Genomic DNA, 19,480 nt, shown 5'->3' on the forward strand with positions numbered 1-19,480 from the left:
AGGAGGTGAAACGCAATGACACAAGCAGCGAAACAATCAACAGGAAGGAGTGAGAGCATGAGCATGAGCATGAACGAATTAACCGGCCCGGTGATCACCAAGAACGACGAGGAGCGCGTAGTGGAAGCACCCGTCCTGGTCCCGGATGAACCGGACTCCGACGAAGACGTGGTGAGTGCTGATAAGATTCGGCAGTTAGCACACAAATTCGTGGAGGATTACGGCAACATCGACCTGCAGCACTCCCTCAATAACGTGGGAAACCTGGTCGAAAGCTACATTTCCAAGACGGACATGGACTATGACATGGGAGACTCCACGGTGACGGTCCCGAAAGGAAGCTGGATGATGGCCGTCCGCGTGACGGATGACGACAGCTGGAACGCAGTCAAAAGCGGAGCGCTTGGAGGCTTCTCCATTATGGGCGTCCCGAAAATGACGCTCAAATCCAAGCACGACAACAGCCTGAAAAACGCCGCGGAGCATAACGCGCTGAAACGGACCACCCTGGACGACCTGGGCGATGATTACGTGGTGAACGCGGTATCCCTGGTCGATGAACCGGCGGTCCCGAAAGCCAAATGGGTGTCGATCAAAAGCAAAACAAAGTCCACCCGGGAGTCAGCCACCGCCGACACGGTACAAAAAGCCGTCAGCGGATCACTCGAACACCGGCAGCGGATCGTTGAGGACGAAATGGACAACATCTTTTTTACGATGGATCAGATTCCTTTCATCCATGCGACGTTTCAGAACCTGCTCGTCATGCGGGTGCATAACGACTACGGCATGAAGTTCATGCAGGTCGAATACGAAATGGACGAGGAAGGCAAAGTGACCTTCACCTCCCAGCCGGAGGAAGTGACGATTGAGGAGCAGATCGTGCCGGTGGAAAACGGAGCTCGTATGAGTGCTCAACTTAGTCAGCAAGGCAACTCTGCCGACCCGTCCACGAAAGCGTCACAGGTAATCAACGACGGGAACGCCGTGGCCAACGCTGCTGAACACGAACTCAACAGCAACCAGAAGTCGTTCCTGCAAAAGGCGTCAGAACTGCTCGGAATTTCTCCAGCGGGGAAAGCCGGGCGGACCATTTCGGACGCGAACTACGACAACCTGGTGGAAGTGAAAAAGCGGGTGGATACACTCGTGGACCAGGCGGAAAAGGAACGCGCGGAAAAATCGAATCAACATGGGGGCGAGGATATGAACAAAGAAGAGATCAAGGAGATTGTCAAAAGCACGATGCGCGATGAATTAGCGCCGATGCTTCAAGAGGCCAATCAGCAGGAGCCGGAGGGATCGAAGAAAGGGGCAGACGATGAAAACAACAGTGGAGCAGCTGAAAACGGAACTGCCGGCAGTCACAAAGAAACCGGAGAAAACGGCGGAGACGACAGCGAGTCCAGCGAAAAATCCAAAGGAACCGGCGAAGGCGGAGAAAACGGCGAAGGCGGAGAATCTTCCGAAACCGTAGCCAAGTCGGAGTACGACAAAGCCGTGGAAGAACTGGAACAACTGAAAAAACATCGTCCGCTGTCGCAGCGGCTTGCCGGACAAGACGGTGATGAACCCGCTCAAAAGGCCGATACCGATACCGGCCGGGACATGCTCGGGTACAAAAAGAAAGCGTAAAGACGAACGCCCGCTGCCAATAGGTGTTTCGCACAATCTGACTACCACACAGGAGGTATTTTTTTATGGAAGATAACGCGCAATTACTCAAAAATATTCAAAACGCGGTGAAGGCCATTCAAACGAGCGACATTGGTTCGAGCGTTCTGTCCCGGCAGAAGCAGAGCCAGTTTGTCCGCACGGTGTCCGAGGCGACACGTATTTTGGACGACGCCCGCCAGATCAACATGAACTCCCACACGTATGACATTGACCGCATCGGTTTCGCGTCCCGGTTTATGCGCGGGGCAAATGAAGGCGAAGACCCGGAAGAAACATCGAAACCGAACTTCGACACCAACACGCTCGAAGCCAAGGAACTGATTGCGATTGCCGGGTTCACGGATTCCACGCTCGAAGACAACATTGAGGGCGAGAATTTTGAAAACACGCTCCTGACCCTGATTGCGGACCGCTCTGGGGTGGACCTCGAAGAACTGTTCCTTAACGGGGATCGGGATTCGAGCGACAGCTTACTGCAAGTGATCGACGGCTGGTTGAAGAAAGCAGCCAACGAACTGGACGGCGGCGCAAGCGAACCGGACTTCGACACAGAAGACGTGGAGACTATGTTCGATGAAATGATCAACGGGATTGATAAGAAATACCTCCGCCGCCGGGAAGACTGGAAGCTGTACGTCCACTGGGACATTGAGGATTCGTACCGTAACCTGCTTCGGGACCGTGGAACCGGCCTTGGTGACAGCGCTCAGACCCAGGCGAACCGTCTGGCCTACAAAGGCTTTGAAATCGTGGACAGCTCCAGTATGCCGGAAGGCAACGCGCTGCTTGTGCCGCGCTCGAATCTGGTCTATGGCATGTACCGCGACGTCCGCATTGAGCCGGACCGCAAACCACGCCAGCGTCTGACGGATTTCATCACGACCATGCGTGTGGACTGCCACTATGAAGACGAAAATGCGGCGATCGTGGCCAAAGGCTTTGAAGGATCGTCCTCTTAATACTGACTCAACGAGTTAATACTAACTAAACGAAAGCGAGGAATCACGGATGAATACAATAGAAGTAACCAACACAGGTAAACGTTCCCGGGCGCGGCTCGGGATCAATTTTGAGCCGAACAAAACGAGAACGGTGGAAGCGACCAAGCGCCAGACGGTTGTTCTCCGCGCCGTGAAGGATTTTGACATTAAAATTATTCCGGAAGAACCAGCGGGTGAATCAACCAACGGAGGCGACGGCAAGGACAAGGGCGGCGATGAAACACTCACCGACGCCCAGTTGGAAGAAATTCAGGCCATGACGATTGAGAACTTCAAAAAGGCGATTGCCGAATACGGGATCAGCAACGAGGACGCCATAGCGATTGAAGAAAATGGCCAAAAACGGAAGTCGCTGCTCGAAGAACTCGAAGCGCCGAAGGAATAACCGTGTATGGGTGTCTTTGAAGAACAGGACATCACCGACGTTGTTACGGTATCCGACGTTAAACAGGACACCGGCGTGTCTCCGGATGATTTTTATTTAAGCGATAAGGAGAACCCGGAGGAAGCACTGGACGCAATGCTCACCGACTGGATTGAGCGGATTGAATCGGATGTCCTGGTCCGGATCGACAAGACGTTCAGCGACGACGACAAAGGCTATCACGGCATGCGGGACATCATCCTCCGCACCGTGGCGAAAATGGTAGGGACGGCGCAGCAGCTGCGCTCCTCCCCTATCGTTCAAGTGGATGAATTTACCTCGGAAGTGCTGAACACCAGCAAAGTCATTACGGAATTAAACAGGGAACTCCGGCCGTTCCATGAGCGGCGCGTGTTTATGTTCAGCTCCTCGGACCCCCTGGAAGGAGAGGGTGACTCGTGAAACTGAATGTCGATCAAGCCGGCGTCAGAGAACTTGCTGATAAGCTTCGGGAGGGGCTCGAAAAGGCACACGACCTATCCACGCAGGAAGTATGGGGCAACCTCATGGAACATTCCCCGCAGGATCAAGGGCGGCTGGCCGGTTCGTGGAAATACCGGCGAACCGGTTCGTTCCGTTCCCTGATTTCCACCTCTGTCAGCTACGCTATGGTGCAGAATGACGGCGTGGACCCGTTCACGATCCGTCCGAAAAACGGCCAGGCGCTGTACTGGAAAGGGGCCGCACATCCGGTGAAGAAAGTGGAACATCCCGGTTTTAAAGGCAAACATTATATTGAACAGTCGATTGACGAAGCGGGAGAGCGGCATGAGGAATTTGTGCGAAGCAGCTTACGAAAGGTGCAGTTATTATGACGATTGAGCGCAAAGGGATGCGTCAGACCAAGAAAGAGGTGCGGGAGGCGTTTACCACCATCCTCCGGACCCATGAGGACCTAGAAGAGATTAACGAAATTACCTACGGGCGAAAGGCGGACCTGGGGAAAGTCCGAGCGCCGGTAATATGGATATTGCCGACGTCCCACACCCCCGAACTCGTCAGCGGCCACACCGAGCAGCATGATTTCAGCTATGAGTTTTTAATCCTGGTGAAATCCAACAAGCCCGAAGAAGGATTCGAGAAGGCGGAGGACCTGGCGCTGACTGTTTACGATGCGCTCATGGAAGACCGGACCCTGGACGGAACCGTGCATGATGTCCGTCCGAGCGGGATTGACCCGGCCTATTCCGGCGGAGCAGAGAATCCGCAGCTGTACTGGAGCGCCGTGGAGTTCGTATTTCGATTACAAAGGAGGGCAAAACGCACATGAGTATTACACGCTATGTAAAGGTAGGCGAAGAAGAAACATTCGCAGAAGAAACTGCCGTATCCACTGAAACGATTGATCCGGAATCCGCAGAGATCGACCCAGTGGAGGAAGACAAAATGGTCTATCCAGGGATGAGCGGCCTGGATCGGATTGTGGCCACGGGCGTCTATTCCACGGAAGGCTCGTTTACGCTTCCGATGGACAGCGACGTGGCTCCCTTGTTTTTCAAGTGGGCGCTGGGCGGATATGAAGTCGAAGGGGATACAGATTCCTATACGCACACGTTCTACCCGAGCACCACCCCGCTCATGGATTCGTTCACGATGAAAGTCGGCAAGGATATTATGGAGCATGTGTTCCTTGGCAACGCGATCACGAACCTGGAGCTTGCGATTGAGAACGAGTGGGCGTCCCTCACCGTGGAAACCGTGGGCGCAAAGGACAAGCGCAGCGACCTGGACGAAGACTCGGAATTTACCGAAGGCGATGTGTTTGCGGCGCACCAGGTCACGATTGACCGTGAAGATACCGATATTTCGCCGGATATTGATGCCATGACCCTTACGGTGGAAACCGGAGCGAACGTGGAGGACGCGCAGGGGCCGGGCAGCCGGTATCCACAGCGGTCCTATCGCGGCTCGATGGTGGTCAACCTGGAAATGACAATCGGCTTTGTCGATGAAAGCGACCTGCAGCGTTTCTGGGGCGGCAATGACGGGCCGGCCGACAACGAGGTGGAGGAGTCGAAGTACGTGCTTCATATTGGCGAAGATATTGCCCTGACGTTCCCGCGTATGATCTATATGAGTTCCACCCAGCCGGTCGAAGGCCGGGATCATATTGTGCAGACCATTACTGCGCGGGCGCTGGTCGATCAGAGCGAAGGAACCGAAGCACAGGGGCCGATGATTATGGACGTTACCAACAGCAAAGAAAGCTATCATTTAGACGATCTGACAGCGTAACACGCGAAGCAGGAAAGGGAGTGCCGTAGGTGCTTCCTTTTTTTATATCCACATGACACGCACCACCAAACCCATACAAAACGGAGGAATAGCAATGGCAAAACTAACGAAAGATTTATTGATGGGCGACGCATACACGACAACAGTGAAAGCAGTAGTCTCCGGCCAGGAAGTTGACGTGGAAATCAAACCGCTCAACGGGCCGGACTCCAGCCGCGTGGAAGAATGGCTGCAGGAAGGCAACACGATGAAAGGCCGGCCGGGACGCAACGGCAAGATGCAGCAGGAAATGAGCATGGACCTGAAAAAGAACGCGAAAGGCCAGAAGGAATCCGATATTCTGGCGTGTGCCTACGGGACCGTGGACAGCGATTTTAACGAAAAGTTCATCCGGGAGCATTGGCCGAACCACTTGATCAAAACGGTGGCCAGTGAAGTGAAAGACCTGTCCGGGATCACGAACAAGGCGGAGATAGAACGATTTCGCAACGAGCAATCCGGAGACAGCGACGGAAGCGGAGAACTGGTTCATTCTGATCTACCGAGTGGGGATTCAGCCGAGCGAGCTGACGATGATGAACCCGCTGCAGAAGCACACTCTGATTCATCGGTATAACGAGTCCGTAAAGAAAGAAAAAGAAGCCCAGGATAAACAGCAGAAAGAAGCACAGCGCGGTTCCGCAAGAAAAAACCGGGGGCGGAAAGGACGGTGAGAAAATGGCCAATAATACAGTAGAAATCACGATCACATCCGACGACCAGGCATCCAAAGCGTTTGCAGACGTCAGCCGGAACGCGGAAAAAGCCTTTGCGGATGCCGAATCGGCGACGGAGCAGGCATCCAGTTCGATGGATAAGACTCATGCATTTGAAGTGGACATAAGTTCGGCTGAACGGTCCCTGGAATCGGTGGAAAGTTCGGCGGAGCAAGCGTCGGAAGCTGTCGATCAGCAGTCCACCATGAAGGTTGATACCAGCCGCGCCGAACAGAACATGAAAAACGTGCAGGACACCGCCGATCAAACCGCGAAAGCCGCCGACCAGGACCATACGTTCAACATGAACGGCAATAACGCGAAGCAGACCATGAACGGCGTGAACGACAGCATGGACACCGCAAACAGCCGGGCGTATGAGTTCGGTGATCGGCTGAACGGCTACAGTGAAATCGGCATGGATATTGCCGCTCCGTTCGCCGCTGCCGGAGGCGCGGCTGTGCTGGCCGCCTCCCAGACCAAAAAAGGCAAAAAAGAACTGGATAAGATGAACGATTCCTGGAAGGACGCCCAGAAAGTGCTGGCTCCGGCCGGGGAAACGATACTGGAAATGGCAAACGACATTATCCCTCCGCTCATCAACGCGACGGAGAAAGTCGTGAATGTGTTTGATAACATGCCCGGACCGGTCCAGAAAGCGATCATTGCGTTTTCGGCGTTCATGGTGGCATTGCCCGCGATTGCTACGGTAGTCGGGGCTTTTATTATGGCGTTTGCTTCGATAGGTCCCGCGTTAGGGGCAGCAGGTACGGCTTTCACCACCTTCTCCACCGTCGCCACTACCGCCATACGGACCGTGTCTACGGCGCTGTTAACGAACCCCTGGACCATAGCGATCATGGCGGCCATAGCGGTCATTGTTCTGCTCTGGAAAAACTGGGACGAAGTCTCGGGCTTCCTGCGACAGAGCTGGCAGAAGATCAAAGAGGTGGCCGGGACGGTCTTTCCGGCGATTGGCAAAGCGATCAAAAACGCCTTTAACAGTTCGGTGGAATTTATCCAGAATTTATGGACGAAAGCGACGGAATGGATAGGAAATCAATTTAATCAGTGGGTGGAAATCGGACGGGCGGCCTTCACCCTGCTCCGGGAAACGATCCAGGAACGCTTCAATATGATGGTCACAGGCATACAGACGATCTGGTCCAACGTGACGTCCTGGTTTGGCGAACGACTGGGCCAACTGGGGTCTATGTTCGGCAACGCCTTTCAAGTCGTGAGAGAATCCGCGAGCAGCCGATTTGAAGCAGCCGTATCGTTTGTGCGGAACACCTGGTCCACGGTCACGGAATGGCTCTCCGAACGTCTGTCCCAGTTCGGGTCGATGTTCGGGAACGCTTTTGCTTCGGTGCGGGAATTTATTCAAACGCGCTTTCAGCAAGCCGTTCAGTTTGTCCGGAATACGTGGAGCAGCGTCACCGAATGGCTGTCGGAACGCCTGAGCAGTTTCGGAAATATGTTCGGCAACGCTTTTGCTTCGGTACGTACCTTTATCGAAGAACGGTTTAACCAGGCGGTCCAGTTCATTCGGAATACGTGGTCGAACGTGACGGAATGGCTCGGAGAGCGCCTGAGTTCGTTCGGTAATATGTTTGGGAGCGCGTTTTCATCTGTTCGCAGCTTTATAGAGGAACGTTTTACCCAGGCCGTTCAATTTATCCGTTCGACCTGGAGCAACGTAACGGAATGGCTCTCGGAACGATTGAGCGGTTTTGCTGATCTGTTCGGCAACGCCTTTTCGAGCGTTCGTTCGTTTATTGAAGAACGATTCAGCCAGGGCGTATCGTTTCTACAAACCGCATGGCAGAACTACGTTGAATGGATAACCAACCGATTAAGCCAACTCGGGGAATTATACGGCAATGCCTTTACTGCAGTGAAAAATGCCATACAGGAACGGTTTGAACAGGCCGTCCGGTTTATCCGGAACACCTGGTCGGACGTGACCGGGTGGCTTGGCGATCAGCTTGGCCGTTTAGGCAGCTTATTCCAGGACGGATTTTCGGCGGTGCAGGACATTGCGTCCCGTGTATGGTCCCGGATTACTTCGACGATACAGGACGCCTGGTCATCCATTACCGGCGTGATAGATCAATCCATTTCCGCTATATCGGACAACATTCAATCGGTCTTTTCGTCGATAGCAAGCACCGTGTCCGATATATGGTCCTCGATTACGTCCGGAGCGTCCGATGCCTGGTTTGGATTGACCGACACGATCGGGAACGCGCTTGGCAATGCGTATGATATGGCCGTAGGCGTAGCCCAGGATATAGTATCCGCCCTTTCGGATGCCTGGAAGGGGCTGTCCGGAAATGTGAGCGGAGTCTGGGACAACGTGGTCGGCGCAATACGGGACGGAATCAATGGCACGATCAGTGCAATTAACGGCTTTCTGAACGCGATTTCAAGTATTAGCATCAGCATACCGAAAGTCGATATACCCGGAACCAATATTGACGTGGGCGGTGGCTCCATTAACTTCCCAAGCCTTCCGAACCTGCCAATGTTAGCGAAAGGCGGCATGGTGCAGTCCGGTGGCGGTACTCCGGCCATTATTGGCGAAGGCCGTCACGACGAAGCGGTGCTGCCATTAAGCAACAGCGTGATGGGACAGCTGGCCGACATGATTGTATCCCGCATGGGTGGACAGTCCGGCGGTTCCGGCGGAACCATGACGATTGAAGTTCCAGTGTATCTCAAAAACCGGGAAATTGCCCGCGCGATTGCTCCCGAGATTGATAAAGAACTGGCCGACAGCCGGAACCAAAAAGCCCGCGCAAAGGGAGGGGATTAATCCATGAAATATGACGGCGATACCCTGGACGATCTGTTAGACGTCACCGGGATTGAAGGGGGATTGCTCCCCGAACAGCAGACCAACACCACGACCCTCCCGGAGCGTCCCGGGCGCTCCTTTTTCAGCAAGCGTCACGGCATACGGATGATTGGTGTCAATGTTGTGGTACGCGCCGGAAACGAAGATACGTTCTTCGACCGGGAACGGAATTTGGCCGGGAAGCTCAACAAACCCGCACCTCGCAAACTCTTTCTGTATGACGATTCGGCCCTGTATATATGGGCGATCCTAGCCGGAAGTACGGATATTGAACAGATTGTCAATCACGGGAGGGGGCAGCTTCCGTTCGAGTGCTACGACCCATTTTTCTATGACGATGATGAAACCGCAAGCACCTTTGAGAGCGAAGGAAATAAAACGATGACGAACAAAGGCAATGACGACAGCTTTCCGAAGTATGAAATCAAAGGCGTAACGGACGGCGGGGAAATCGACATTAGCATAGCCAACCGGACGCTTCGGTATGACGGCCCGTTGATTAGCGGCGAAACCCTGGTACTGGATTCAGAAACGATCACGGCCTATGTGCGGCGCAATAACGGAACCAAAGCCGGGGTGCTGTCCGGATTAAATACCCTTCGCTTTCCAAAGCTCGCGCCGGGAAAAAACGAACTATCCATTGGAACAAGCGGGGGCGCGGAGATCAGCGAAGTACGTGTGACTCCGCGCAGCCGATGGGTGTAATCAAAGGAGGGAACACAGGTGGCGAATACACCGTATAATCGCGTCCGCAGCCAGAACATTTTAGCGGCGCACATTTCCGGCCTGGGCGAAAGCGCAAAGAAACTGGAAAGCGCCTTAAACATGCAGATTGACGAAGAAACCGAATACACCTTAAACGATGTGTCCGACCAGGAAGACGCGAATTACCGCTATCGGATTTATGAAGGTGACATACGGAATTGGTTAGACGACCCGGGTCCTGTCATTTACCGCAACGGGAGCGAAGTGGATTCGAGTGAATACACGGTTCATCCGGCGTATGGTGCAGTCATCTTTAACGATCAACAAAACTCCGATGATGAAATAGCAGCCGATTTCACCTATATCACGGACGAAAGTGGACGCCTGGAATCGCTAGAAAGGGACGTTTCACACCTCAAAGATACGCGGTTTGGACTGCGCGTGGCGGGCGAATATCAGAACAGCGCTATTTCCGGAGTAGGAGCCGTGAGCAATGGAACGGACGGCGACGGGATTGACCTGGAAGCCGACACCATTTACGCCTTCCCGTTGTTTGTCCGGGAGCGAACGACCTTTGATGATCTTGCGGTCAATATCGAAAGCGGCAGCACCGGCAGCCTGTCCTTCGGTCTGTATGAAGACGATGGGGCGGGTTATCCGTCCGAGTCGGTGGAGATTGTGAATGACGACAGCGACAGTGCCGGGACGCTGCGCCTGGACGATGTGTTCACGATAGACGCGGGCTATTATTGGTTGGCGCTCCTGTCCGACGCTACCCCAAGCGTGACCGGAGCCGAAAGCCGAAGCCTTCCGGTTATTGCGACAGACTTTTCCGACGCCTATTGCGGGTGGGAAGTCGGCCACGATTTCGCAGACGATGATGGGTTGCCAGGGACGTTCCCGAGTTCTGCAGACCTGCTTCCTATCCAGGACGTAGACGCAGACGACAACCCTCATGCCTACCCGCAGGTGTTTGTACGCAAGGAGGAATAGCACATGGCCCGTTTCAATGAGTTTCATAAGTTTAATCACCTCAACGATCACTCCTATAACGAAACGTCAGCCAAGCGTCGGCTGCCGATGTACCACCGCCTTCCCTATGCCAACCCGATCATGCTGGACGATAACCGGAACGAAGTTGTAGCCCTGGACAAAGCGTATGATGTGATTTTAAAGCAGGAAACCAACGCCCAGGAGGACACCGTGACCTTTTTGTTTCCTTACAACGATGATAAGCGTACCGAACTTAAAGGGGAGCGTACCTTTCGCGTGGCGGGCAATGAGTATATCATTCGCCGTCTGCGGCGTAACGAAGATGAAGAAGGCATGGTATCGTTTCAAGTCTACGCGGAAGCGGTTTGGTATGATCTGCGGAAAGAAAAGCCGTTACCGACAACCGAATGGAAGAAACAGACGGCGAAACGGGTCATGACGGATATTGCAAAAGGGACCGGGTGGAGCTTAGGCATTGTGAACGTTTCCGGGAAAGCCAACCTGGAACTAAGCAAGAAGCTCACGAACCGACTGACGGCCTTTCACGAAGTCCCGAAAGCGTTCGGCGGGGAGCTGCGCTTTCGTTCCAAAGACCGGAAAGTGGATTTGCTGCAAGGCAACGAATATTACCTGGGAGCCGCCGTGGTGTCCGGGAAGAACCTGGTGGACGCCGAAGTCGAAAGCGACACGGGTGATCTGTACACGCGCCTGTACGTCTACGGCAAGAACGGTATCAGCATTAAAGACGTCACCGACGGCAAGCCCTATGTCGAAAATTATCAGTTCACCCGGCGCGTCCTGTCCGGCATATTTGAAGACCCGGACGAAAAGAACTCCGGCATGTTGAAGCGTAAAGCCATTAACACGCTCAACAAAGTATCGAAACCGCGCACAAGCATTGTATTGACGGCTGCCGATTTAACCACCCAGGCCGAATTTTCGCACGAAACGATGGTCCTGGGCGGCGTGGTATGGGCGTTCAGTGAAAACATAAACCTGGACGCCAAGACCCGTATCCGGCGGTGGGAATACAACGTGTCCGACCCGAGCCAGACCCGCATTGAACTGTCCTCGAAACAGAAAGCGATCAGCGACATGCTGTCTGATTCCGTGAGTGCTTCTGAAAGTTCAAGCGGCAGCGGGCCGGGGAGTGGCAATGGAAGCGTGGACGTAGGCGACGGCAACGTAGGCGGTGACGTAGACGGCAGCTACGGCGAAGGCGTTCCCGGAGGTACAGGCGCGTATGATGAAAACGGCGACTACGTGGGCGGTTACGATGAAGGCGGCAACGCCGTTGGAGGGGGCGCTTACGATCAAGACGGCAGTTATGTTGGCGGGTACGATCAAGACGGAAACGCCGTAGGAGGAACCGTGGACGGCGGTCTGAATGAAATGCCGTCCGGCTATACCGATCAAACCGGAACCGTGGGCGGCGGCTATACAGGCGGCCAAAACTACGATGATAACGGCAACTATGTTGGCGGGGGCGGCGGCTATGACAGCGACGGTTCGCCCGTGACAGGCGGGAAATACAATGCCGAAGGCGAATACGTAGGCGGGGCCGGGGCCGTTGATGGAACCGGAACCACGATGGACGGCACAGGAAGCGCGACCACGGAAGGTTATACGTCCGGCGGCATGGCCGGAATCGGCAGCGGAAGTGCAGCAGACGCAACCCTGGACGGCGACAGCTTCAATACCGATGGCGACGCTTCTACCGTAACCGGGGACGGCTCCAAGTTTGACACCGATCAAACCAACGACAGCGATATTGCCGACAGCCTGGGCGAAGCCGGAAGCGTGGAAGGCAGCGGTGGCAATGGAACGCCGATTGTCAGCGAAAGCGAACCGACGGACAAATCCCAGGACTGGATAGACACAAGTGGAGACATGCCTGTTCGGAAGCGTTGGAAAGAAGGCGACGCTGTGGCAATGGTCGGAGACGACCCGATTGAAGGGAAAACCTCATATGTCTTTGTGGGGCCGCAGGTCGGAGACTTTGCCGGATTTACGCGGGACGATAACTACACGGGCGTGGCCCGTACCTGGACATGCTATTTGCGCCCGCCTAGCATGTTGGACGGAAGCGGCAACGATGTTCACTTTCAAATTCGGGACGGAGGAAGTTCCCAGGAAGTCGCGGATATGGGTAAAAACATGCTTCCGTTTTATGGCTTTGAGATTTACAACAGCAAAGGCGAAACGGAGCCGGAAGACAACCAGGCGTACTGGATACGTCCGATGTTTAAATTTGATAACAGCGAACACGACAACCCGACAGACTTCATGGAAAGTCAACTAGTCGCAGAAAGCGTATATGTGTCCGATAGTTACGGACGCTTATCGGAAGAAATGATTCAAGATGGATTTCGTGTAGAAAATATGTCGTATGCCACCCTTGAAGAATATCAAGAATGGCGGGCCGTATTAGAAAACTTCAAAGAAAATGGCGCGGACGATGAAGAAGACGGCGGGTGGGAAATTATTTCCCCTCGTACCGAGATCATGGAAGACATTGCCGCCGGGGAACGGGAAACGCAGACCGAAGAACTGGAAGGCTACGTGGAAGAAGAAATGGAAAACGAACGGAACCGGAATAACAAAACGAACAAAGTAAACAGTATGATCTTTTCGTAAACTAAAGGAGGAAATCGTATGCCGGATATAGGTGACGGAGTACACGGAATGGAAAGCGCGGATTTTGAAGGTTATGTGGATATACGCCCGCCGGAAGGCGAAGAATGGTTCATTCCGAACATCTATTTTCAACAGGAAGTAGAGCTTATCAAAACGGACGGCGATAATGAGATTGTAATTGCCCGCGCAACGAATCCGGAAGGAGGCTCCTGGGCTGCATACAAGTATTTCGTCAGCCGGGATTATTATTTACGTGTGCGTAATACAAGCTCGCAGGAAGAAAGCCAGGTTATCGGCTATGAGGGGGTGCGAAGCAGTTGAAACCTATCACGCCGTGGGTCCGCAAAGGTTTCCCCGAAGCGACGACGGACAATGACGGCCAAGTATTACAATACAATGCCGACACAGACGAATATCAACTCGTAGACCCGCCGGAAGGGGGCGCAGATGGAACAAGCCTTCACGATATAGCGGTGGTAGAACCGGACCAAGCAGTTGACGGACGGTATCTGCAATACGATCACGACCAGGAGCAGTACGTATGGCACAAACCGGAAGGGAAGGCAAGTGAGGGAGGTGTTGTGTCAAGCGTTTCACTGACACAATATTTGCCTAACCACCAGTTCAATATGAATGAATCCAGTAGTTCGGCTCCCGGGAAAGGGATTGCTATTGTTCCTTTATTTGATATGGAAATTGACCGACTGTATGCGTCTTTCATGCCAATGGAGGACGAAGTATGGGTATCCGTCTATGAAATCGACAAGGACGATACGGTTATTCAGAAGATCGGCAGCAGCCAAAGCAAAGACAGCGCTCCGGGCGACGTATGGGAAGCGTTTGATTGTGACAGTCCGTTGAGCCTGTCCAAAGGCTCTTATTACGCAATGTTGGCCGAAACGTCCGGAGATGGAGCAGAAATGCACCACTCTTCCGAAGATGATTTTTTCATATCCGGCTTTGGTGTTGAAATCTTTGGTAATAACGGGATTTGGACCGGGACGTCAGACGGTCTTCCGAGCGACGGAGATACCCTGAACCGTCCTACGGGTTCGTTCTATGGCATAGGGTGGGACGCGCAGTATAAACTGGCCGACCTGGACCCCACGCCTACGGAGGACGGCGACGCCACGCATATTCACGGCATAGCCATTGAAGAACCAGGCGAAAGCAACGACGGTCAACTGCTCGAATACGACCACGCGAATGAACAATTTGCGTTGGTAGATAAGCCGTCCGGGGGCGGCGGTGACGACAGTGGCGGTGACGACAGCGCATTGAACAGTACGCTTGCAGGAATCATATTCGGATAGGAGGATTTTAAAATGGCAGCAGTAGGCGAAGTAGTAAACGATATGACCGAAGTGGAGTACGAAGATTATTTGGATATACGCCCGCCGGAAGGCGAAGAATGGTTTATACCGAACATTTACCATGCGAATGAAGCGGTGCTGCTCAAAACGAACGGCGACCATGAGATTTTATTCGCGTCCGATGATGATAAAGAAGGCGGGGCATGGAACGCCTTTAAGTTTTTCCTGGACCGCGATCAGTATTTGCGGGTGCGAAACGTTCATTCGGACGGGGAAGCAAGCGTGATCGGGTATGAAGGAGTGCGGATACGATGAGTTTGAAAACGCCGAACAGCATACAAGACGCCAGTTCTGTCCGTCATATTGACGGCGATATTCGAGATTTATTATTCGACCCGGATAAGGTGCAGGACGATATTGAAGACCTTGTAGACAATGAAATAGATCAATTTTTAGAAAGCGCCCGTCGCCGTCGCCTGTTATTCGCTATTGAAGGATTAATGGACGTTTTAGTACAAAACGAAACCTCCCTGGACGAAGTGTTAAATGACAAAGCAGCAAGGGAAGATATTTTTCAGTCCGAAACCGGCGTAGAAATATTGGCCACTGCTTCAACAGGACGGTCTGTACTACGGGATAACGAAACGGCCTTAGATGAATTGTTAAATAGTACAGAGATATTAGAAAGTAATATATCTATTCCGGCGTTTCGTACTTTACTTTTAACCGTTCCGGAGATATGGGAAGAAGGAGAAGCCCTGCAACGCCTGTTCGATGAAATGACCCTTCGCGATACTGAAGACGGGGCGACGATTGAATTGAACAACCGCCGCCTGGTATTTGAAAAGGACGGAAGCGACAGCAGCTTACGAGCAGAAGTGAGCGTAGACTTAACCGGGATAGACTCGCTCGCGTTCACGTATAACTTTGACGGGGGTGATACCTTGTTGGACCTGTTTGTAAACGTAGACGGCGAACAAGCATTTGAAAATACTACTCCGACAGATACAGATGATACGGACGAAACCATAGACGTCAGCGATTACTCCGGCGAATGTGTGATTCAGTTTGATATTGAAGACGGTTCTACGTATGGTCAAGACTACACCGCCGAGTTTTATAACATCGTTCTCTCTTAGGGAGGACGGTGTTTTTTTGTACCCTATATTGGAGGTGAGAAGCTATGAGCGAACGCCCATCACAGCAGCCCGTACAACCACAGGAACCGGCGGTGACAATCACATTGACGCAAATATTTAAATCCACAGAAAATTTAGCAGCCAGTATTCAAAAACTCGAATCTCGATTAACCCGCATTGAAGAAAAAATGAACGAAGCCGGAGACACAGACAAACGTATCCGGGACGCCGAATGGCAGTCAAAAGAAGCAAAACGTATTGCCGAAGCCGCACACAAGAAAGCCACAGAGAAAGAAGAAGACCGGAAGAAGTTCTGGACGAAGGTCATTGCCGGAGGATTGGTTGCGATGGTCCCGAACGCTGTAACGATCGCGGCCTTTTTCCATTTAGCTTAGAAAACAGGGAGGAATATTGCATGGAAGTCTTAGACGTCTATCAGTTTATTAATCGTATGGAAGCGTCCGGCGTGGACTTTAGCGAATACCATGTTCATCACACGTATGCGCCGGACCATGACGATTTCAACGGGACAAACGGATTGATCTTAAATCAGAACATGCGCCGCTATCACATGGAGGAACGCAACTTTCAGGATATAGCGCAGCATGGAACCGCGCTCCCAGACGGAAACATTGTCACCGGCCGGAGCTTCGGCACAGACCCGGCGTCCATTTCCGGGCAGAATGACAACAACCCGCTGATGATTGAAACGCTTGGCAACTTCGACATGGGGCATGACCAACTCGAAGGCAAGCAGCGGGCAACGTTGATTATTTTGGGACAGTGGTTTGAACAGCGCGGCAAATATATTCGCTTTCATAACGAAAACGCCGCGAAAAGCTGTCCAGGAACAGGCGTAGACAAAGATCAATTCATGGCCGATGTACGCGGGGAAAAGGTGAAGGGAACCAAAACAGGAGGCGGTAAGGTGTTACTACGAAACGGAGATAGCGGAAGTCATGTGAAGAAAATGCAGCGTCGCTTGCAACAGGCCGGATTCAAGCTGCCGAAACACGGGGCAGACGGAGACTTTGGAGACGAAACCGAAGAAACGGTACGCTCCTTCCAGGAAAAATACGACCTTAAAGTGGACGGCGTGGTTGGTCCGGAAACAAACGGCAAGCTCAAAGAGGAAGCCGGACGGGACAAAACAAGCGTTGATCAGATTTACAAGGTACAGATCGGTGCGTTTGAAGATAAAGGCAACTCCGAAGAACTGGCCAAAGAACTCGAAGCCAAAGGCTTTGACACGTATATTGTGAAGGAGGGAAAGTAAATGAATTTTAACAAAGTGAATACTCCGGCGGTCCGCATGGGTGCATTAGGATTGACTACAGCCAACCAGTTCGCAGCGGTGTATGGTTATTCGCCCATGCCGATCGACGGCCAGACGCTCGAAATTCTGATTTCAACAGGCGTCTTTACGGTCGTGGCCGGGTGGACGGCTTGGAAGAACAACTCCTTTTCCAAAGTGGCCAAACAAGCCGACCGGTATTTAGCAAGCATAAAAAACACTACCACCAAGAAATAAGAAGCAAGCCGGGATACATGTATTCCGGCCTTTTTGTTATTCAAATAAGGATTTTTATTAGTCTAATTTGTTAAAGGTACATAAAGCAATTTTAAATAGAATAATTTATTTAAAAAACGCCGAATGTCGGTGCACGTCCGTGTTTATACGTATACATATAAATTAAAGCTTAACACTCGAACGTTTAGAAGGTTTTTGAGAATTTGTATAGAATACTACTATTAGATATAATTAAAGAAATTAAATCATAATATACGATCGAGGTATTTAAATGAGTCTAAACGATCTATACGAAAAAATGGAAAGTAATCGTAAAGCAGCTAAGCTGTTGGAAGAAGAAGGGTTGTATGATGCCAGTTGCAATAGGTTTTATTATTCAGTATTTCAAGACTTTCTATTTTTAAACAAGAAGCATTTTGGGTACGTTTACAATAGAAATGATGGTGGTTCACACGAAGCTTTGCTAAATCATTTTTCTAGGAAAATTAACGATCTCAATTCAATCTCTCATGACATGAGAGCCCGTATCGGAAATACTCCAACAATCATAAGAGATATTAAAAGGATGAGAGTGAAAGCTGATTATAAAGACGATAGAATAGCCATAAAAGAAATGGAAGAAATAAAAAAGAAAGTGAAATATTACGAGTCACTACATGAAGAGATCTTAAAAATTCTTATATAAAGGAGGGGAAGAAATTGTTGATTGCTGTAAATGAAGATAAAGAATTGAAAGCTTTTATCGAAAGTGTAATCGATGAAGCGGACCTCTCTATAACTGATATTGCCTACGAGTATGATCCAGAGGAAGATTGGTATTATATATTTCATAATTTTTCAGACAAAATAATGGAGGATAAAGTTTTTGCTGAAATAATAGGAAAATTAACATATGAAAAACTAATTTTAAGAGGAATAAAAAATTTTGTACTTCTTGAAGATAAAGAAGAATTAGCAAAACTAACGAAAAGTTATTTCGATAGTATTACTGAAAATGAAGATTTTATGTTTACTACAATGGCTAATGGTTATGTTGAAATGGCTGAATTAAGCACAAGTATTAGTGCCGAATTTGATGCAATTGATGATAATTTATTGATAGATAGATTTTTTATAGAAATAAATGAAAAAATAACTTAACGTGTGGAGGAAAACATGCAGGCAGATTTGGAGTTTAAGAAATTCAGAATAAAAAATCTTAACTATAATGTGATAGATGAAGAAGTTGAAGAGGGTAAACGTGGTAAAATTGATATACGCTTTAATGTTGGAAGTTCAGATGTTGAAATTTCGGAAGAAATTGAGGGAGTAAGAAAGAAGACTTCAACTTTATCTTTGGGAGTGGAGGTAAAGGCATATAAAAAACAAACTATACTTGATTTAGATATAACAATAGAAGGTATCTTTTTAACTGATTTAGAAATTAAAGATGAAGAACTCCACTCATTAGTAAAAACGAATGGTTCAGCTATTGTGATGCCTTATATAAGAAATATTATATCAATGGTAACTGGTTACGATAATACTTACAATCAAGTTCTATTACCTGCTTTTGATACGCATAAAATGTTTGATGACTTTAAGAATTTCTCGGAAGATGATTCATAACAATTAAAACTTCGAGTATGCCTAAAGTTATATTGAACATCAAGAAACGTCATCAGCTTAAGCTAAACGAGCAAATAGCGCCTATTTCGCCCCTGGCGAGAAAATACGCCGTTTTCCAATTGCAGTTCATCTGGCTATACTAAAGAAGTTCCTTACCTCGAGGAACCACCTTGTATAATGTTTTCCCACACTGAAAACTTGTCTCCAGAAAACAGTCCTTCCTTAAGGGCTGTTTTTTGGTTTATTAACCCACCCCTCCTTCCATTTTTAAATTCCCTATAATAATTTACAACTTCTCTATAAAAAAGCTAAACATCATACAAACTGGTCCGATAAAAGGAGTAGAACAAACATTCAAGGAGGAATGGAAATGCCATTAGCATTAGGAGTCAGAGAAAACGAGCGTATCTTTATCGGAGACGATATCGCCATCGCTGTAGTGAAACAAGAGGGTGGATATACACGCGTCGTAATCGATGCTCCCAAGGATAAGAAAATTGTTCGTGAAAAGCTCGCAGAAGGAGATTTGCGAGATAAGCTGCTGAACCATCAGCAGGACTAAAATCGGTACTTATCCTAAAGGGATTTGTATATAAAAGGGG

At 50.6% G+C, this 19,480-nt stretch carries 23 protein-coding genes; all 23 read left to right on the forward strand.

All coding sequences use genetic code 11. From position 1 onward, the window contains the following. Positions 1-15: 15 nt before the first annotated feature. The 23 genes from Q9M42_RS02475 (at position 16) to Q9M42_RS02585 (ending at position 19,440) form a co-directional block, all read left to right on the forward strand. Positions 16-1,635: an XkdF-like putative serine protease domain-containing protein gene (locus Q9M42_RS02475; RefSeq protein ID WP_322524948.1), complete on the forward strand. Its 1,620-nt coding sequence runs from the start codon at positions 16-18 to the stop codon at positions 1,633-1,635. A 65-nt stretch (positions 1,636-1,700) separates the two neighbouring features. Continuing rightward, on the forward strand, positions 1,701-2,636 hold the full coding sequence (locus Q9M42_RS02480) for a phage major capsid protein (protein ID WP_322524949.1): 936 nt from the start codon (positions 1,701-1,703) through the stop codon (positions 2,634-2,636). A 49-nt stretch (positions 2,637-2,685) separates the two neighbouring features. Then, complete coding sequence (locus Q9M42_RS02485) at positions 2,686-3,063, forward strand: hypothetical protein (RefSeq protein WP_322524950.1); 378 nt, start codon at positions 2,686-2,688, stop codon at positions 3,061-3,063. A gap of 6 nt (positions 3,064-3,069) precedes the next feature. After that, positions 3,070-3,504 (forward strand): hypothetical protein, encoded by a 435-nt coding sequence (locus Q9M42_RS02490; protein ID WP_322524951.1) that lies wholly within the window; start codon positions 3,070-3,072, stop codon positions 3,502-3,504. Continuing rightward, positions 3,501-3,917, forward strand: coding sequence for an HK97 gp10 family phage protein (locus Q9M42_RS02495; RefSeq protein ID WP_322524952.1), 417 nt, complete (start codon positions 3,501-3,503; stop codon positions 3,915-3,917). Before Q9M42_RS02490 ends, Q9M42_RS02495 begins: the two co-directional genes overlap by 4 nt. A 155-nt stretch (positions 3,918-4,072) precedes the next feature. Continuing rightward, complete coding sequence (locus Q9M42_RS02500) at positions 4,073-4,372, forward strand: hypothetical protein (protein ID WP_322524953.1); 300 nt, start codon at positions 4,073-4,075, stop codon at positions 4,370-4,372. Further along, complete coding sequence (locus Q9M42_RS02505; protein ID WP_322524954.1) at positions 4,369-5,337, forward strand: phage tail tube protein; 969 nt, start codon at positions 4,369-4,371, stop codon at positions 5,335-5,337. Before Q9M42_RS02500 ends, Q9M42_RS02505 begins: the two co-directional genes overlap by 4 nt. A 94-nt stretch (positions 5,338-5,431) precedes the next feature. Next, entirely contained in the window at positions 5,432-5,953 is a 522-nt protein-coding gene (locus Q9M42_RS02510) for a hypothetical protein (RefSeq protein WP_322524955.1), read from the forward strand. 101 nt (positions 5,954-6,054) lie between these two features. Beyond that, on the forward strand, positions 6,055-8,910 hold the full coding sequence (locus tag Q9M42_RS02515; protein ID WP_322524956.1) for a hypothetical protein: 2,856 nt from the start codon (positions 6,055-6,057) through the stop codon (positions 8,908-8,910). A gap of 3 nt (positions 8,911-8,913) precedes the next feature. After that, the gene (locus Q9M42_RS02520) at positions 8,914-9,657 is read left to right on the forward strand and encodes a distal tail protein Dit (RefSeq protein ID WP_322524957.1); all 744 of its coding nucleotides are present in this window, start codon (positions 8,914-8,916) and stop codon (positions 9,655-9,657) included. Between the two features lie 18 nt (positions 9,658-9,675). Beyond that, positions 9,676-10,650, forward strand: a complete 975-nt coding sequence (locus tag Q9M42_RS02525; protein ID WP_322524958.1) for a hypothetical protein — start codon at positions 9,676-9,678, stop codon at positions 10,648-10,650. Between the two features lie 3 nt (positions 10,651-10,653). After that, on the forward strand, positions 10,654-13,287 hold the full coding sequence (locus Q9M42_RS02530) for a phage tail protein (RefSeq protein ID WP_322524959.1): 2,634 nt from the start codon (positions 10,654-10,656) through the stop codon (positions 13,285-13,287). An 18-nt stretch (positions 13,288-13,305) separates the two neighbouring features. Further along, positions 13,306-13,608, forward strand: coding sequence for a hypothetical protein (locus Q9M42_RS02535; RefSeq protein ID WP_322524960.1), 303 nt, complete (start codon positions 13,306-13,308; stop codon positions 13,606-13,608). Beyond that, entirely contained in the window at positions 13,605-14,600 is a 996-nt protein-coding gene (locus Q9M42_RS02540) for a hypothetical protein (RefSeq protein ID WP_322524961.1), read from the forward strand. The genes Q9M42_RS02535 and Q9M42_RS02540 overlap by 4 nt, the downstream gene beginning before the upstream one ends. Before the next feature lie 12 nt (positions 14,601-14,612). Then, positions 14,613-14,915 carry a hypothetical protein gene (locus Q9M42_RS02545; protein WP_322524962.1) on the forward strand — a complete coding sequence of 101 codons (303 nt, stop codon included), beginning with the start codon at positions 14,613-14,615 and terminating at the stop codon, positions 14,913-14,915. Further along, positions 14,912-15,739 carry a hypothetical protein gene (locus Q9M42_RS02550; protein WP_322524963.1) on the forward strand — a complete coding sequence of 276 codons (828 nt, stop codon included), beginning with the start codon at positions 14,912-14,914 and terminating at the stop codon, positions 15,737-15,739. Before Q9M42_RS02545 ends, Q9M42_RS02550 begins: the two co-directional genes overlap by 4 nt. Before the next feature lie 44 nt (positions 15,740-15,783). Continuing rightward, entirely contained in the window at positions 15,784-16,134 is a 351-nt protein-coding gene (locus Q9M42_RS02555; protein WP_322524964.1) for a hypothetical protein, read from the forward strand. Positions 16,135-16,154: 20 nt separating this feature from the next. Then, entirely contained in the window at positions 16,155-17,015 is an 861-nt protein-coding gene (locus tag Q9M42_RS02560) for a peptidoglycan-binding protein (protein ID WP_322524965.1), read from the forward strand. Beyond that, positions 17,016-17,270 carry a phage holin gene (locus tag Q9M42_RS02565; protein ID WP_322524966.1) on the forward strand — a complete coding sequence of 85 codons (255 nt, stop codon included), beginning with the start codon at positions 17,016-17,018 and terminating at the stop codon, positions 17,268-17,270. A 271-nt stretch (positions 17,271-17,541) separates the two neighbouring features. Beyond that, the gene (locus tag Q9M42_RS02570; RefSeq protein ID WP_322524967.1) at positions 17,542-17,955 is read left to right on the forward strand and encodes a hypothetical protein; all 414 of its coding nucleotides are present in this window, start codon (positions 17,542-17,544) and stop codon (positions 17,953-17,955) included. 14 nt (positions 17,956-17,969) lie between these two features. Further along, positions 17,970-18,410 (forward strand): hypothetical protein, encoded by a 441-nt coding sequence (locus Q9M42_RS02575; protein WP_322524968.1) that lies wholly within the window; start codon positions 17,970-17,972, stop codon positions 18,408-18,410. Positions 18,411-18,425: 15 nt separating this feature from the next. Next, positions 18,426-18,878: a protein-export chaperone SecB gene (locus Q9M42_RS02580; RefSeq protein WP_322524969.1), complete on the forward strand. Its 453-nt coding sequence runs from the start codon at positions 18,426-18,428 to the stop codon at positions 18,876-18,878. Positions 18,879-19,248: 370 nt separating this feature from the next. Further along, positions 19,249-19,440 (forward strand): carbon storage regulator, encoded by a 192-nt coding sequence (locus Q9M42_RS02585; RefSeq protein WP_322524970.1) that lies wholly within the window; start codon positions 19,249-19,251, stop codon positions 19,438-19,440. Positions 19,441-19,480 lie beyond the last annotated feature (40 nt).

This window comes from Marinococcus luteus (assembly GCF_034497705.1).
GTDB lineage: Bacteria > Bacillota > Bacilli > Bacillales > Marinococcaceae > Marinococcus > Marinococcus luteus_A.

Coding starts and splice junctions, on each gene's coding strand:
- Q9M42_RS02475 (WP_322524948.1), top strand. CDS start 16: ATGACACAAGCAGCGAAACAATCAACAGGAAGGAGTGAGAGCATGAGC.
- Q9M42_RS02480 (WP_322524949.1), top strand. CDS start 1,701: ATGGAAGATAACGCGCAATTACTCAAAAATATTCAAAACGCGGTGAAG.
- Q9M42_RS02485 (WP_322524950.1), top strand. CDS start 2,686: ATGAATACAATAGAAGTAACCAACACAGGTAAACGTTCCCGGGCGCGG.
- Q9M42_RS02490 (WP_322524951.1), top strand. CDS start 3,070: ATGGGTGTCTTTGAAGAACAGGACATCACCGACGTTGTTACGGTATCC.
- Q9M42_RS02505 (WP_322524954.1), top strand. CDS start 4,369: ATGAGTATTACACGCTATGTAAAGGTAGGCGAAGAAGAAACATTCGCA.
- Q9M42_RS02510 (WP_322524955.1), top strand. CDS start 5,432: ATGGCAAAACTAACGAAAGATTTATTGATGGGCGACGCATACACGACA.
- Q9M42_RS02515 (WP_322524956.1), top strand. CDS start 6,055: ATGGCCAATAATACAGTAGAAATCACGATCACATCCGACGACCAGGCA.
- Q9M42_RS02520 (WP_322524957.1), top strand. CDS start 8,914: ATGAAATATGACGGCGATACCCTGGACGATCTGTTAGACGTCACCGGG.
- Q9M42_RS02530 (WP_322524959.1), top strand. CDS start 10,654: ATGGCCCGTTTCAATGAGTTTCATAAGTTTAATCACCTCAACGATCAC.
- Q9M42_RS02535 (WP_322524960.1), top strand. CDS start 13,306: ATGCCGGATATAGGTGACGGAGTACACGGAATGGAAAGCGCGGATTTT.
- Q9M42_RS02545 (WP_322524962.1), top strand. CDS start 14,613: ATGGCAGCAGTAGGCGAAGTAGTAAACGATATGACCGAAGTGGAGTAC.
- Q9M42_RS02550 (WP_322524963.1), top strand. CDS start 14,912: ATGAGTTTGAAAACGCCGAACAGCATACAAGACGCCAGTTCTGTCCGT.
- Q9M42_RS02555 (WP_322524964.1), top strand. CDS start 15,784: ATGAGCGAACGCCCATCACAGCAGCCCGTACAACCACAGGAACCGGCG.
- Q9M42_RS02560 (WP_322524965.1), top strand. CDS start 16,155: ATGGAAGTCTTAGACGTCTATCAGTTTATTAATCGTATGGAAGCGTCC.
- Q9M42_RS02565 (WP_322524966.1), top strand. CDS start 17,016: ATGAATTTTAACAAAGTGAATACTCCGGCGGTCCGCATGGGTGCATTA.
- Q9M42_RS02570 (WP_322524967.1), top strand. CDS start 17,542: ATGAGTCTAAACGATCTATACGAAAAAATGGAAAGTAATCGTAAAGCA.
- Q9M42_RS02580 (WP_322524969.1), top strand. CDS start 18,426: ATGCAGGCAGATTTGGAGTTTAAGAAATTCAGAATAAAAAATCTTAAC.
- Q9M42_RS02585 (WP_322524970.1), top strand. CDS start 19,249: ATGCCATTAGCATTAGGAGTCAGAGAAAACGAGCGTATCTTTATCGGA.